The 13,297-nt window shown below is 60.8% G+C and carries 11 protein-coding genes; 8 read left to right on the plus strand and 3 right to left on the minus strand.

Features of this window, described 5'->3' with window-relative positions:
- The first annotated feature begins 214 nt into the window (after window positions 1-214).
- The 7 genes from FIV35_RS02815 (at window position 215) to FIV35_RS02845 (ending at window position 9,002) form a co-directional block, all read left to right on the plus strand.
- Entirely contained in the window at window positions 215-1,204 is a 990-nt protein-coding gene (locus FIV35_RS02815; protein ID WP_034101525.1) for a phosphate ABC transporter substrate-binding protein PstS, read from the plus strand.
- A gap of 429 nt (window positions 1,205-1,633) precedes the next feature.
- Window positions 1,634-3,667 (plus strand): ABC transporter permease subunit, encoded by a 2,034-nt coding sequence (locus FIV35_RS02820; RefSeq protein ID WP_169867694.1) that lies wholly within the window; start codon window positions 1,634-1,636, stop codon window positions 3,665-3,667.
- Window positions 3,668-3,682: 15 nt separating this feature from the next.
- A complete protein-coding gene (gene pstA / locus FIV35_RS02825) occupies window positions 3,683-5,353 on the plus strand; it encodes a phosphate ABC transporter permease PstA (RefSeq protein ID WP_034139846.1) in 1,671 nt (556 codons plus the stop codon).
- 93 nt (window positions 5,354-5,446) lie between these two features.
- Window positions 5,447-6,280 carry a phosphate ABC transporter ATP-binding protein PstB gene (gene pstB / locus FIV35_RS02830; protein ID WP_016971675.1) on the plus strand — a complete coding sequence of 278 codons (834 nt, stop codon included), beginning with the start codon at window positions 5,447-5,449 and terminating at the stop codon, window positions 6,278-6,280.
- 115 nt (window positions 6,281-6,395) lie between these two features.
- Entirely contained in the window at window positions 6,396-7,157 is a 762-nt protein-coding gene (gene phoU, locus FIV35_RS02835; protein ID WP_034115469.1) for a phosphate signaling complex protein PhoU, read from the plus strand.
- A gap of 168 nt (window positions 7,158-7,325) precedes the next feature.
- Window positions 7,326-8,234 (plus strand): response regulator, encoded by a 909-nt coding sequence (locus tag FIV35_RS02840; protein ID WP_034139845.1) that lies wholly within the window; start codon window positions 7,326-7,328, stop codon window positions 8,232-8,234.
- Between the two features lie 96 nt (window positions 8,235-8,330).
- A complete protein-coding gene (locus FIV35_RS02845; protein WP_034139844.1) occupies window positions 8,331-9,002 on the plus strand; it encodes a peptidoglycan DD-metalloendopeptidase family protein in 672 nt (223 codons plus the stop codon).
- Between the two features lie 3 nt (window positions 9,003-9,005).
- Here the strand turns inward: FIV35_RS02845 and FIV35_RS02850 are convergent, their stop codons facing one another.
- From FIV35_RS02850 to phoB, 3 genes are all read right to left on the minus strand, one after another.
- Window positions 9,006-10,346, minus strand: a complete 1,341-nt coding sequence (locus FIV35_RS02850; protein WP_034101519.1) for a hemolysin family protein — start codon at window positions 10,344-10,346, stop codon at window positions 9,006-9,008.
- Window positions 10,347-10,614: 268 nt separating this feature from the next.
- Window positions 10,615-11,901, minus strand: a complete 1,287-nt coding sequence (phoR, locus tag FIV35_RS02855; RefSeq protein ID WP_187696792.1) for a phosphate regulon sensor histidine kinase PhoR — start codon at window positions 11,899-11,901, stop codon at window positions 10,615-10,617.
- Between the two features lie 137 nt (window positions 11,902-12,038).
- Entirely contained in the window at window positions 12,039-12,728 is a 690-nt protein-coding gene (gene phoB, locus FIV35_RS02860) for a phosphate regulon transcriptional regulator PhoB (protein WP_003176964.1), read from the minus strand.
- Between the two features lie 155 nt (window positions 12,729-12,883).
- On the opposite strand from phoB, the gene FIV35_RS02865 reads away from it, so the two are divergent.
- Complete coding sequence (locus tag FIV35_RS02865) at window positions 12,884-13,261, plus strand: COG4315 family predicted lipoprotein (protein WP_034139843.1); 378 nt, start codon at window positions 12,884-12,886, stop codon at window positions 13,259-13,261.
- Window positions 13,262-13,297 lie beyond the last annotated feature (36 nt).

The raw sequence follows: 13,297 nt of genomic DNA on the forward strand, positions 1-13,297 counted from the left end.
GATTGTTACAACGATTACAGGGTATTTCAAAACCGTCCGCTCGCTTAACCCCTCGCCTTACATTCCCCGTATTCAGGGGGCCTGCACGCCGCGCTCGATCTCCTCGTTCCATACTGGCCTTTCATCTAATTGTCACATTCCAGACATAGAGTGTTCACACGGCCTACCGATACTTGGCCCCGATCCAACTATCCCTATCTGCTAGGAGCAAGGCATGAAACTGAAACGTTTGATGGCGGCAATGACGTTTGTCGCTGCTGGCGTTGCGACCGCCAACGCGGTGGCCGCTGGTGTTGACCCGGCAATTCCGGCGTATGTGAAGACCACTGGTGTGTCGGGCAACTTGTCCAGCGTCGGGTCTGACACCCTGGCCAACCTGATGACCCTGTGGGCTGAGGGTTACAAAAAGGAATACCCGAACGTCAACATCCAGATTCAAGCTGCCGGTTCCGCCACTGCGCCACCTGCGCTGACTGAAGGCACCTCCAACCTGGGCCCGATGAGCCGCAAGATGAAGGACACCGAACTGGCGGCCTTCGAGCAGAAGTACGGCTACAAGCCAACCGCTATCCCGGTGGCCGTGGACGCCCTGGCCGTGTTCGTACACAAGGACAACCCGATCCAGCACCTGACCATGGAACAAGTCGACGCGATCTTCTCCTCGACTCGCCTGTGCGGTGCTAAAGCCGACGTGAAAACCTGGGGCGACCTGGGTGTGACCGGCGACCTGGCCAACAAGCCGGTGCAGCTGTTCGGTCGTAACTCGGTATCCGGTACCTACGGCTACTTCAAAGAAGAAGCCCTGTGCAAAGGCGACTACAAGCCTAACGTGAACGAGCAACCAGGCTCGGCGTCGGTTGTGCAGTCGATCAGTTCCTCGCTGAACGGCATCGGTTACTCGGGCATCGGCTACAAGACCGCCAGCGTGAAAACCGTACCGCTGGCCAAAAAAGGCAGCACTGAGTTCATCGAAGACAGCGAAGAAAACGCCCTGAATGGCAAATACCCGCTGTCGCGCTTCCTCTACGTCTACGTCAACAAGGCCCCGAACAAGCCTCTGGCTCCGCTGGAAGCTGAGTTCGTGAAGCTGGTGCTGTCCAAGCAGGGCCAGGAAGTGGTGGTCAAAGACGGTTACATCCCACTGCCAGCCAAAGTTGCCGCCAAGGCACTGGCTGATCTGGGTCTGAAAGAAGGCGGCAAGTAAGCCACCGGTCAAATCGCCTTGAACCTGCCGCTTGGCTGGGTTCAAGGCCCGGGCAGGTCCGAAGGAGCTGGACCTCGCCTCCTAATTTCTAGTCCGCTGCCAGCCCTGCTACGCGGCGGATTTCCTGCGTCACTGCATTGTCATCTTTCTGTCATACAGGATCGCTAGGGTGTGCGCATGAATGATCTGGCCAATTCCACCATGACGACGACTTCTCCTCCCAAGCGCATTGATTTCAATACGCCTGAGCTGCAACGCAAGCGCCGCATCCGCGCGCTCAAAGATCGCTTCACTCGCTGGTATGTGCTGGTCGGCGGCCTTGCCGTGCTGGCCGCCATTACCCTGATCTTCTTCTTCCTGGCCTACGTGGTAGCGCCGTTGTTCCAAGGTGCTTCGCTGACCAAGGAAGACGCGCTCACGCCCGCGTGGATGCAAGACGCTGGCAAGCCGTTGCTGATCTCTCTGGAAGAACAGAATCAAGTCGCCATGCGGGTTTCCGACAAAGGCCAGGCGTTGTTCTTTGAAGTGGACACCGGTGCCGAACTCAAGCGCATCGACCTGCCGCTGCCGGCCGGTGTGAGCGTGGCGTCCATTGGTAAGGATCAACCGGGCAGCCCGTTGGTGATCCTCGGTTTGTCCAATGGCCAAGCCATGGTGTTCCGCCACACCTATAAGGTGTCCTACCCGGACGGTAAGAAGACCATCACCCCCGCAATCGAATACCCCTACGGTGAAACTCCGATCGTGCTGGACGAGGCCGGTCGCCCACTGGAGCATGTCGCGCTCAACGCCACCGACTCCTCGCTGGTGGCCGCTGGTTCGTCCGGTTCGTACTTGAACGTGCTGACCCTGAGCCGCGAAGAAAACATGATGACCGGTGAAGTCACCAGCGAGCAGAAGCGTATCGAGCTGCCGCAAATGACCGAGCCGGTGAAGGCGATCTTTATCGACCCACGCCAGCAGTGGTTGTACGTGATCAACGGCCGCGCCCTGGCCGACGTGTTCAGCCTGCGCGACAAGAGCCTCAACGGTCGATACAAATTGTTGGAAGATGGCAACGCCGAAATCACCGCCAGCACGCAGTTGGTGGGTGGCATCTCGCTGATCTTCGGTAACTCCAAGGGCGGCCTGGCCCAGTGGTTCATGGCCCGCGACCCGGACGGCGAGCAGCGCTTCAAGCAGATCCGTACCTTCCAGATGGGCAGCGCGCCGATTGTGGAAATCACCGCCGAAGAACGTCGCAAAGGCTTCACCGCCCTGGATGCTTCCGGCAAGTTCGGTGTGTTCCACAGCACCGCGCACCGCACCCTGCTGGTGGACCCGGTAGTCGACGGCCAAGGCCTGTTCGGTATGTCGCCACGGGCCAACCGCGTGATCGTGGAAGCCGGCGGCAAGCTGCAACCGCTACTGCTGGATAACCCGCACCCGGAAGTCTCCTGGAGCGCGTTGTGGAGCAAGGTCTGGTACGAGAACTACGACGAGCCTAAGTACGTCTGGCAATCGACCGCCGCCAACACCGATTTCGAACCCAAGATGAGCTTGGCGCCGCTGACTTTCGGCACGCTCAAGGCTGCGTTCTACGCCATGCTGCTGGCCGCGCCGCTGGCCGTTGCGGCGGCGATCTACACCGCCTACTTCATGGCGCCGAGCCTGCGTCGCAAGGTCAAGCCGGTGATCGAGCTGATGGAAGCGATGCCGACGGTGATCCTGGGCTTCTTCGCCGGTCTGTTCCTGGCGCCGTATGTCGAAGGGCATCTACCGGGGATCTTCAGCCTGCTGATGTTGTTGCCGATTGGCATCCTGGTGGCCGGTTTTATCTTCAGTCGCCTGCCTGAATCCCTGCGTCTGCGTGTACCCGACGGTTGGGAAAGCGCGATCCTGATCCCGGTGATCCTGTTCGTGGGCTGGCTGTCGCTGTACATGAGCCCGTATCTGGAAACCTGGTTCTTCGGCGGCGACATGCGCATGTGGATCTCCCACGACCTGGGCATCACCTACGACCAGCGCAACGCTCTGGTGGTGGGCTTGGCCATGGGTTTTGCGGTGATTCCGAACATCTACTCCATCGCCGAAGACGCCGTGTTCAGCGTGCCGCGCGGGCTGACCCTGGGCTCCCTGGCCCTGGGCGCCACGCCGTGGCAGACCATGACTCGCGTGGTGATCCTCACCGCCAGCCCGGGCATCTTCTCGGCGCTGATGATCGGCATGGGCCGCGCCGTCGGCGAGACCATGATCGTGCTGATGGCAACCGGCAACACCCCGGTGATGGAGATGAACCTGTTCGAAGGCCTGCGCACCCTGGCGGCCAACGTCGCGGTGGAAATGCCCGAGTCGGAAGTGGGCGGCAGTCACTACCGTGTGCTGTTCCTCTCGGCGCTGGTACTGCTGCTGTTCACCTTCATCATGAACACCCTCGCGGAGCTGATTCGTCAGCGTCTGCGCAAGAAATACTCGTCGCTTTAAGAAAGGTAGAAGTCTGTGAAACAGAACTCCCTGAATGGATGGTTCAAGAGCGGCGCCCCTGGCGTCTGGATCAGCGGTGGCGCGGTGTCCATCGCGGTCATCATGACCATTGGCCTATTGGCCGTGATCGCGGTGCGGGGCCTGGGCCACTTCTGGCCGGCCGACCTGATCCAGGCCAACTACAGCGTGCCTGGCCAGGCCAACCACATCGTCATCGGCGAAGTGGTGCAGAAAGAAGAAGTGCCGCGCGAGCGCCTTAAAAGCGCCGGTCTGCCGGTGCCCGACGCAGGCCCGGAATTCATGACCCGCGAGCTGATCAAGGTCGGTAACCGCGACCTGAACGGCAACGACTTCACCTGGATCGTCGGCGAGTGGTTGAAGGACCAGACCAAACCTAAAGAGCTGATGGCGATTGAGCGTCGTGAGTGGGGCAACTTCTACGGCACCCTGGTCAACGTCAAGCAGGACGGCAAGGTCATCGCTGAAGGCGAGGCTGCGTGGCCGGAGCTGCAGGCCCGGGTCGACCGCGTCAACAAGCTGGCCGCTCAGCTCAAGAGCCTGGAAAAAACCGACATCGGCGCGATCAACGCCGGCCTGGAACGTATCCGTCTGCACGGCCGCAAACTGGAACTGGAAGGCAAGCTCGACGCCGCCGCCCAGGCCGACATGGACGCCGACCGCGCCGAGCTGAATGCGCGCTACCAAGACATCGAAGCACGCCTGGCCGACCTGCACGCCCAGTTCAACCGCGATGCGCTGACGGCCCGTGACGCCAACGGCAAGGAAGTGGAAATCGGCATTGGCAAAGTGGTGCACGCTTACCAGCCGAACGCCATGGGCACCATGACCAAGATCGGCTTCTACTTCAGCAAGGTCTGGGAGTTCCTCAGCGATGACCCACGGGAAGCCAACACCGAAGGCGGGATCTTCCCGGCTATCTTCGGCACCGTGATGATGACGCTGATTATGGCGATGATCGTGACCCCGTTCGGTGTGCTGGCGGCGGTGTACCTGCGCGAGTACGCCAAGCAGAACACCCTGACCCGCATTATCCGGATCGCCGTGAACAACCTGGCCGGTGTACCAGCCATCGTCTACGGCGTGTTCGGCCTGGGCTTCTTCGTGTATGTATTGGGGGGGTCGGTTGACCGGCTGTTCTTCGCCGAAGCCCTGCCGGCGCCGACCTTCGGCACCCCGGGTTTGTTGTGGGCCTCGCTGACCCTGGCGCTGCTGGCGGTGCCGGTGGTGATCGTAGCCACCGAGGAAGGCCTGGCGCGGATCCCGCGGACGGTGCGCGAAGGGTCCCTGGCCCTGGGCGCGACCAAGGCGGAAACGCTGTGGAAAATCGTACTGCCGATGGCCAGCCCGGCCATGATGACCGGCATGATCCTCGCTGTGGCCCGTGCCGCCGGTGAAGTGGCGCCGCTGATGCTGGTAGGTGTGGTGAAACTGGCGCCGTCGCTGCCGCTGGACGGCAATTACCCGTACTTGCACCTGGATCAAAAGATCATGCACCTGGGCTTCCATATTTATGACGTCGGCTTCCAGAGCCCCAACGTCGAAGCCGCGCGACCGCTGGTGTACGCCACCGCGCTGTTGCTGGTGCTGGTGATCGCCACGCTCAACCTGTCGGCGGTGTGGATTCGTAACCACCTGCGCGAGAAGTACAAGGCGTTGGACAGCTGAATCTATTAGCCACAAGCGGCAAGCTACAAGCCGCTTTTGCTCAAATCTTGCAGCTTGCAGCTAAAAGCTTGCAGCTTCGAACGGAGTGAGACCATGCAACATGAAACCCATTCCCACGGCATCAACATGTCTGCCTTGGGTCGCGACAAGCAGAGCCTGAGCCTGGCTCAAGAAACCGTGGCCATCGAAGTGCCGGGCCTGAGCCTGTACTACGGTGAAAAGCAGGCGCTGTTCGACGTCAGCATGAACATTCCCAAGCAGCGCGTGACCGCCTTCATCGGCCCGTCGGGCTGCGGCAAGTCCACGCTGCTGCGCACCTTCAACCGCATGAACGACCTGGTGGACGGCTGCCGTGTGGAAGGTGCCATCAACCTCTATGGCAGCAACATCTACCGCAAGGGCGAGGACGTGGCCGAGCTGCGTCGTCGGGTGGGCATGGTATTCCAGAAGCCCAACCCGTTCCCCAAGACCATCTACGAAAACGTGGTCTACGGCCTGCGCATCCAGGGCATCAACAAGAAGCGCATCCTCGACGAAGCGGTCGAGTGGGCACTCAAGGGCGCGGCGCTGTGGGATGAGGTCAAGGACCGCCTGCACGATTCGGCGCTCGGTTTGTCCGGCGGCCAGCAACAACGTCTGGTGATCGCGCGGACCATCGCCGTGGAGCCGGAAGTGTTGTTGCTCGACGAACCCTGCTCGGCGCTGGACCCGATCTCGACGCTGAAAGTGGAAGAACTGATCTACGAGCTTAAATCCAAGTTCACCATTGTCATCGTGACCCACAACATGCAGCAGGCGGCGCGGGTTTCCGACTACACCGCGTTCATGTACATGGGCAAGCTGGTGGAGTTCGGCGACACCGATACCCTGTTCACCAATCCGGCAAAGAAACAGACCGAAGACTACATCACCGGTCGCTATGGCTAGTTGGGGTAGCTGCAAGCCGCCAGTTTCAAGCGGCAAGTAAAAGCAGTTCAACGGAACGACACACATCAGCTTGCGGCTTGTAGCTTGCGGCTTACAGCTTTTGCGGAGCAAACGCATGATTAGCAAAGAAGGCCTTACCCATCACATCTCTGCGCAGTTCAACGCCGAGCTTGAGGAAGTGCGCAGCCACCTCCTGGCGATGGGCGGGCTGGTGGAGAAGCAAGTCAACGACGCCGTCACCGCCCTGATCGAGGCCGACTCGGGCCTGGCCCAGCAAGTGCGTGAAATCGACGACCAGATCAACCAGATGGAGCGCAACATCGACGAAGAATGCCTGCGCATTCTGGCCCGTCGACAGCCGGCGGCATCCGACCTGCGATTGATCATCAGCATTTCCAAATCCGTGATCGATCTTGAGCGGATCGGCGACGAAGCCACCAAGATCGCGCGCCGTGCCATCCAACTCTGCGAAGAAGGCGAAGCGCCGCGCGGTTACGTGGAAGTTCGCCACATCGGCGACCAAGTGCGCAACATGGTGCGCGATGCGCTCGATGCATTTGCCCGTTTTGACGCCGAGCTGGCGCTGTCCGTGGCCCAATACGACAAAGTCATCGACCGCGAGTACAAGACTGCCCTGCGTGAGCTGGCCACCTACATGATGGAAGACCCGCGCTCTATCTCGCGGGTCTTGAGCATTATCTGGGTGCTGCGTTCGCTGGAGCGCATCGGCGACCACGCGCGCAACATCTCGGAGCTGGTGATTTACCTGGTGCGCGGTACCGACGTGCGGCACATGGGGCTCAAACGCATGAAAGCCGAAGTTGAAGGCTCAACCGATCAAATACCTAATGTTCCGGGAGAAACTGACGATAAGTAAGGTTGCCCGAGAAATTAACGCCCGGCCTTTGGTCGGGCGTTTTTGTTTGTGGCAACTGAATTATTTGCGCGGCGGGTGAAAGAAAGTCCCGACGTGACTACAGAGTTTTGGCAAAATGCCATCAGTTAGGCGTTCTGCGTGCCGCGGTTTTTATAGGATAAAGGGTCGATGAGTAAAGTCAGTGTATTGGTGGTGGATGACGCCTCGTTTATTCGCGACCTGGTGAAGAAGTGCCTGCGCAACTACTTCCCTGGGATCAAGATTGAAGATGCGGTGAACGGCAAAAAGGCCCAGGCCATTCTGATGCGCGAGACCTTCGACCTGGTGCTGTGCGACTGGGAAATGCCGGAAATGTCCGGCCTTGAGCTGCTGACCTGGTGCCGCGAACAGACCCATCTCAAAGCCATGCCGTTCGTGATGGTGACCAGCCGTGGCGATAAGGAAAACGTGGTCCAGGCGATCCAGGCCGGTGTGTCCGGGTACGTCAGCAAACCGTTCACCAACGAACAGTTGCTGAACAAGGTCAAGCAGGCCCTGCACAAAGTCGGTCGCCTCGATGCGTTGGTCGCCAGTGCGCCAACCAAGATGAATTCGGCTTTCGGCAACGACTCCCTCAGCGCCCTGACCGGCGGCAAGCCCGAAGCCATCAAGGCTGCCCCCGCGGCCGCTGCTGCGCCCAATCGCGGCCTGCTCAATACGCAGCCGGTAAAAGCCCCGGCTGCATCTGCATCTGCCCAAGCGGGCCGTGGCCAGGGCCAACTGCGGCTGTCCAGCGGCACCCAGCAATGCGTCATCAAGGCGCTGAGCATCAAGGAAGCGCTGTTGGTGGTGCGCCGTGGTGAAATCCTGCCGCAAGTACTGGAAAGCGCGGTGCTGGACCTGGAGCAAGGCGACAACGCCGAAGTGGCGCGCCTTAACGGCTACCTGCACGCCGTCGTCGCCTTCGAGCCGAGGCCGGACAGCGACTGGCTGCAACTGACCTTCCGCTTCATCGATCAGGACGCGCAGAAGATGGATTACATCTCACGCCTGATCGCACGGGGCACGGCGCAGAAGCACTTTGTGCCGGGTGCGTAACCCGTAGGACCAGCGCAATACCTGTCGTAAGCGGGCTACAAGATTGTCATGAACCCTTGTTAGCCTGCCGTTCAGTCATCCCGACAGGTGCACGCCATGTTCATTCGCCTGCTGTTGTGCGGCGCGCTGGTAACGGCCGCGCCGTCGACCCTGGCCATGACGCTGTATAAGTCCATCGATGCCAATGGCGTGGTGATTTACAGCGACTGGCATACCCCCGGCGCCCAGGCGTTCGTGATTCAGCAGCGCAGCGTTGAGCGCGTACACAGGCCGCTACCGCAGGCGCCCATACCTCGTGACACCCCGCATGCTTATCGCTACCCGTTGCCGTGGCGTGGCGGGCCGTTCCGTTTGACCCAGGGACCTAACGGCAGCTTCAGCCATACCGACCCCAGGAGCCGCTACGCCATGGACATCGCCATGCCCGAGGGCACGCCGATCATTGCCGCGCGGGGCGGTGTGGTGGTGAAGACCGAAAATCAGCAGGCGGGGCGGGGCGGCGATGCGTCGGGCAATTTCGTGCGCGTGCAGCACGACGACGGTACCCAGGGGGTCTATCTGCATCTGCGGCAGGGTTCGGTCAGTGTGAAGGTGGGTCAGCGTGTGGTGGTTGGCAGCCCGCTGGGGTTGTCCGGCAATACCGGCAACAGCAGCGGGCCTCATCTGCATTTTGTGGTTCAACGCGCCACCGAAGCGGGGTTGGTGTCGATCCCGTATGAGTTCAACCAGCCGGTGGGCGCGTTGCCCAACTTTGCGTTGGGCAACTGACGGTCAATCCAGCAGCAGCACCTTGGCCAGTACGATCTTCGGACCTTTCATCTTCTTGATGATGATCCGCAGCCCTTCGACCTCCAGCACTTCCTCTTCCTCCGGCACGCGCTTGAGCGTGTCGTAGATCAGCCCGGCCAGGGTCTCGGCTTCGATGTGGTCCAGGTCCACGCCCAGCAGGCGTTCCACCTTGAACAGCGGGGTATCGCCGCGTACCAGCAGCTTGCCCGGCTGATACGCGAGGATGCCGCGTTCGGCCTTGCGGTGTTCGTCTTGGATATCGCCGACCAGCACTTCCAGCACGTCTTCCATGGTCAGGTAGCCAATGACCTTGCCGTCGGCTTCTTCCACCAGCGCAAAGTGTGCGCCGCCTTTGCGGAACTGCTCCAGCAACTGCGACAGCGGCATGTGCCGCGATACGCGTTCCAGCGGGCGGGTCAGCTCGGCCAGGTTGAAGGATTCAGGGATATGGTCCAGCGCCGCCAGCTCCAGCAGCAGATCCTTGATGTGCAGCAGGCCGACGAATTCATTGCGCTCGGCGTCATACACCGGGTAACGGCTGAATTTGTGGCGGCGGAACTGCGCGAGGATTTCCTTGAGCGGCGCGTTGAAGTCCAGAGTCACCAGGTCTTCGCGGGAATTGGCCCAGTCCACCACTTCCAGCTCGCCCATTTCCACGGCCGAGGCCAGCACTCGCATGCCTTGGTCGCTCGGGTCCTGACCACGGCTGGAGTGCAGGATCAGCTTGAGTTCTTCGCGGCTGTAATGGTGTTCGTGATGCGGGCCAGGCTCGCCTTGGCCGGCGATACGCAGGATAGCGTTGGCGCTGGCGTTGAGCAGGTAGATGGCCGGGTACATGGCCCAGTAGAACAGGTACAGCGGCACGGCCGTCCACAGCGAGAGCAACTCGGGCTTGCGAATGGCCCAAGACTTGGGCGCCAGCTCGCCGACCACGATGTGCAGGTAGGAAATCACGAAAAATGCCGCAAAGAACGACACGCCCTTGATCACTTCCGGCGACTCAACGCCCACCGCGCCCAACAACGGCTCCAGGATGTGCGCAAACGCCGGCTCACCGACCCAGCCCAGGCCCAGGGAGGCGAGGGTGATACCCAACTGGCAGGCCGACAGGTACGCGTCGAGCTGGCTGTGTACGGTGCGCAGAATCTGCCCGCGCCAGCCGTTGGTGTGGGCGATGGCCTCGACCCGGGTGGCCCGCAGTTTGACCATGGCGAACTCGGCCGCAACGAAGAAACCGTTGAGCAGTACCAGGATCAGTGCAAAGAGGATCATGCCGAAATCGGCGAAGAGTGTCGCGAGGGTAATACCAGGGGAAGGGTCCATGATGGAGTTGTGCAGGTTCCGTGTGTTCAGTAAGGGGTGTCAGGCGGGCCTGAAAGGCAGGCGCAAGTCGGCCAATGTAGCGGCTGACGGGGCGCTTGCCTAGTGCCCGGTGCCGGGCGGGGCGTGGAATCTACTTTCCAAGGCACTGAAGATCCATTGTGGGAGGGGGCTTGCCCCCGATGGCGGTGGATCAGTTATGGATAAGTTGACTGTCTTCCCGTCATCGGGGGCAAGCCCCCTCCCACATTAGTCTTATGGCGTTTTTGGGTTATTCATCTAGGCCGATGGCCCGCGAGCGGGTCATCTGAGCGGGTGGAAAGTGGCAGGTGAACGTACTGCCATGCCCCAGCACGCTGCTGATCTCCAGGCGCGCGCGGTGGCGCAGCAGAACGTGTTTGACGATCGCCAGGCCGAGCCCGGTGCCGCCGGTATTGGAGTTTCGGCTGGAGTCGACACGGTAGAAACGTTCGGTCAGGCGCGGCAGGTGCTTGGCGTCGATGCCGATGCCGGAGTCCTGCACGCTCAGGTGCGCGCCTTGCTCATCGGCCCACCAGCGAATGCGGATGGTGCCCTGGTCCTGGGTGTATTTCACCGCGTTGAACACCAGGTTGGAAAACGCGCTGCGCAACTCGCCCTCGCTGCCCTTGAGCAGCACCGCCGGGTCGGCCTCCAGGCTGATCTGCTGCCCGCGCTCGCCCGACAGGGCCAGAGCGTCATTCTTGATGGTTTTCAACAGGCTCGGGACCGCCACGGGCTGGTTGTCCGAGGGGTAATCGGTGGCTTCCAACTTGGCCAGCAGCAGCAGGTCGTTGAGCAGGGTCTGCATGCGTGAGCCCTGTTGCTGCATCTGCTGCAGGGCGCGGCCCCAGCGCGGGTTGATCTCGTCGACGTTGTCCAACAGCGTCTCCAGGTATCCGCAGATCACCGTCAATGGTGTGCGCAACTCGTGGGAGACGTTGGCGACGAAGTCTTTGCGCATCTGTTCCAACTGATGGATGCGCGTGACATCGCGTACCAGCATCAGGTGCTCGTTGTTGCCATAGCGCGTCAGGTACAGCTGGATGCGCACCCGGTCGTTGGTGGGCGAAGGGATTTCCAGCGCTTCGTCGTAATTGTCCTGCTCGAAATATTCCTTGAAGCGCGGGTGGCGCACCAGGTTGGTCACCGGCTGGCCGCTGTCCTGGGGCGTCTTGAGGCCCAGCAGGGTTTCGGCGGCGCGGTTCCACCATTCCAGGTTGCCATCGCTGTCGAGCATGATTACCGCGTCTTTCAACGCGGCGGTGGACTCCTGCACGCGGTCGATCACCGCTTGCAGGCGCCCGCGCACCCGCTGGTCGCGGCGTTGCAGATGGTAGATGCTGTCGAACACCTCGCCCCACAGGCCATAGCCGTCGGGTGGCGCTTCGTCGGGTTTGTGCTGGCGCAGCCATTCATGCAGGCGAAGGAGTTGTTTGAGGGTCCAGCCCAAGTACAAGCCGATGCCGATGGCCAGGCTCCAGCCGTAATAGCCACTGATCAGGCCCACCAACAGGCAGCCGGTGACCAACAGGAGCATGTGGCGGATCAAGGTGCCATGCCAATTCGAATTCACTTGAAAATACGTCCTTGGGGGGCAGCTTCAAGTTTCAAGCTGCAAGCTTCAAGTTAGAGCGATGCGGCATCTCTTGCCGCTTGTAGCTGACCGCTTGCGGTTCAACCCTTGGTTGAAAACCGATAGCCGGTACCGCGCACGGTTTGTACCAGATTCTCGTAAGCATCGCCCAAGGCTTTGCGCAGGCGGCGGATATGCACGTCCACGGTGCGCTCCTCCACGTATACGTTGCCGCCCCACACTTGGTCCAGCAGTTGGCCACGGGTGTAGGCGCGCTCTTGGTGAGTCATGAAAAATTGCAGCAGACGGTATTCGGTGGGGCCCATCTCGGCCGGTTTGCCATCGATGGTCACGCGGTGGCTGATCGGGTCCAGCAGCAGGCCACCGACTTCAATAGGCGCTTCGCCGTCGGTAGGGCCGGCACGGCGCAACACAGCCTTGAGCCGCGCGACCAGCTCCCGTGGGGAAAAGGGTTTAGTGATGTAGTCATCGGCACCGACTTCCAGGCCCTGGATCTTGTTGTCCTCTTCGCCCTTGGCGGTGAGCATGATGATCGGGATATCCCCGGTCAGCTCATCGCGCTTGAGGCGGCGGGCCAGCTCGATGCCGGAGGTGCCGGGTAGCATCCAGTCGAGCAGGATCAGGTCCGGCTTGCGGTCGACGATAATGGCATGGGCCTGCTGGGAGTTCTCGGCCTCCAGGCAGTCATAGCCGGCCATTTCCAACGCAACGGCGATCATTTCGCGAATGGGCGCTTCGTCGTCAACAATCAGAATGCTCCTGCCAACCATGCTCAAAAATCCTCTTGTCATTTAACTGTCTTGCGCCGCATTAGATAACGGAATTATTGCAGTCGTGTGACAGTAATTTAGTCGCTTGGGCAATTCACGGCACTCTGGACTACCCTTTGAGTCCGAATCCTGACAACCACAAAAGGAAGGTTCCGATGACTCACAGCACTGTTTCCTGGAAAGCCCTGTTGGTAGCGGCGGCGTTGACCCTGCCCGGCCTAGCATTCGCGGCGGAGCCGGCGATGACCCAAGGTGGGATGTTGGTGGATCACAAGGGCATGACTCTCTATACCTTCGACAAGGACGCCGACGGCAAATCAGTGTGCAATGACAAGTGCGCGACCAATTGGCCACCGCTGAAGGCTGAGTCCACCGACACGGCGACGGGCGATTGGAAGGTCATCACCCGTGACGACCAGACCAGCCAGTGGGCCTACAAAGGCAAGCCGGTGTACACCTACAAGGATGACAAAAAGGCCGGTGACAAGACCGGCGATGGCAAGGGTGGCGCGTGGCATGTGATCAAGCCCTGATCGTTGGGCGCTGCTCAAGCCATCGGGGGCAAGCCC

Source organism: Pseudomonas rhodesiae, assembly GCF_007858255.1.
GTDB classification, from domain to species: domain Bacteria; phylum Pseudomonadota; class Gammaproteobacteria; order Pseudomonadales; family Pseudomonadaceae; genus Aquipseudomonas; species Aquipseudomonas rhodesiae.

Coding starts and splice junctions, on each gene's coding strand:
- pstB (WP_016971675.1), top strand. CDS start 5,447: ATGCAACATGAAACCCATTCCCACGGCATCAACATGTCTGCCTTGGGT.
- phoB (WP_003176964.1), bottom strand. CDS start 12,728: ATGGTTGGCAGGAGCATTCTGATTGTTGACGACGAAGCGCCCATTCGC.
- FIV35_RS02865 (WP_034139843.1), top strand. CDS start 12,884: ATGACTCACAGCACTGTTTCCTGGAAAGCCCTGTTGGTAGCGGCGGCG.
- FIV35_RS02840 (WP_034139845.1), top strand. CDS start 7,326: ATGAGTAAAGTCAGTGTATTGGTGGTGGATGACGCCTCGTTTATTCGC.
- phoU (WP_034115469.1), top strand. CDS start 6,396: ATGATTAGCAAAGAAGGCCTTACCCATCACATCTCTGCGCAGTTCAAC.
- phoR (WP_187696792.1), bottom strand. CDS start 11,901: ATGCTCCTGTTGGTCACCGGCTGCCTGTTGGTGGGCCTGATCAGTGGC.
- FIV35_RS02815 (WP_034101525.1), top strand. CDS start 215: ATGAAACTGAAACGTTTGATGGCGGCAATGACGTTTGTCGCTGCTGGC.
- FIV35_RS02850 (WP_034101519.1), bottom strand. CDS start 10,346: ATGGACCCTTCCCCTGGTATTACCCTCGCGACACTCTTCGCCGATTTC.
- FIV35_RS02845 (WP_034139844.1), top strand. CDS start 8,331: ATGTTCATTCGCCTGCTGTTGTGCGGCGCGCTGGTAACGGCCGCGCCG.
- FIV35_RS02820 (WP_169867694.1), top strand. CDS start 1,634: ATGCAAGACGCTGGCAAGCCGTTGCTGATCTCTCTGGAAGAACAGAAT.